We start from the raw sequence: 809 nt of genomic DNA, 5'->3' as shown, positions 1-809 counted from the left end.
CCACCGATCCGGCACATAAGTACTCTGAAGCCTGGTGGCCTGCAGGACATACAATTGGATTCGAGCATACCTTCACCCACGAGATGCTTGAGATGTTGAGGGCCATCTCCGAAGGACGACAACCTTCGCCGAACTTCCACGACGGTGTCGCTTGTCAGGCTGTGCTTGAAGCGGTAGAACGATCCATAGAGGAACGCCGCTGGGTATCCATTGAAGAAATGTAGTATAACAATACATTCCGAAAGGTGAGTGGTTACAGATGCGCAAGGCACTGATTGTATGGGGTGGATGGAACGGACATGAGCCGGAGCAGGTGGCGGCCATTTTTGAACGCATTTTGAAGGAAGAGCAGTTCGAGGTGGAGGTGTCTAATACCCTTGAAGCCTACCAGGATGCAGAGAAACTGCTTGACCTGGACTTAATCGTTCCAATGTGGACCATGGGACAGATTGAGCAGGAACTAGTCAATAATGTCTCAGCAGCCGTTCAAAGCGGCGTAGGTCTCACAGGCTGCCATGGCGGCATGTGTGATGCCTTCCGGAACAACGTGGATTGGCAGTTCATGACAGGCGGGCAATGGGTTGCGCATCCCGGCAATGACGGGGTGGAGTACATGGTGAACATGAAACGCGGCTCCAGCCCACTTCTAGAGCACATTGAGGATTTTCAGGTCAAAAGCGAGCAGTATTACCTCCACGTAGACCCGGCAGTTGAAGTGTTGGCAACCACACACTTCCCGGTCGTACCAGGTCCCCATTCAGCCAATGGGCCAGTGGATATGCCTGTTGTATGGACGAAGCGCTGGGGGA

2 protein-coding genes are annotated in these 809 nt (G+C 53.2%); both read left to right on the top strand.

From position 1 onward, the window contains the following. On the top strand, positions 1-224 hold a 224-nt coding region (locus tag GRP75_RS28400; protein WP_237449254.1), incomplete at its 5' end, for a Gfo/Idh/MocA family oxidoreductase. Positions 225-259: 35 nt separating this feature from the next. Further along, a partial coding sequence (locus tag GRP75_RS28395) for a ThuA domain-containing protein (RefSeq protein WP_160791050.1) occupies positions 260-809 on the top strand: 550 nt, incomplete at its 3' end.

The sequence above is a fragment of the Paenibacillus sp. OT2-17 genome (assembly GCF_009827695.1).
In the GTDB taxonomy this organism is placed as follows: domain Bacteria; phylum Bacillota; class Bacilli; order Paenibacillales; family Paenibacillaceae; genus Paenibacillus; species Paenibacillus polymyxa_B.
This window is presented reverse-complemented; position numbering and strand designations above follow the sequence as displayed.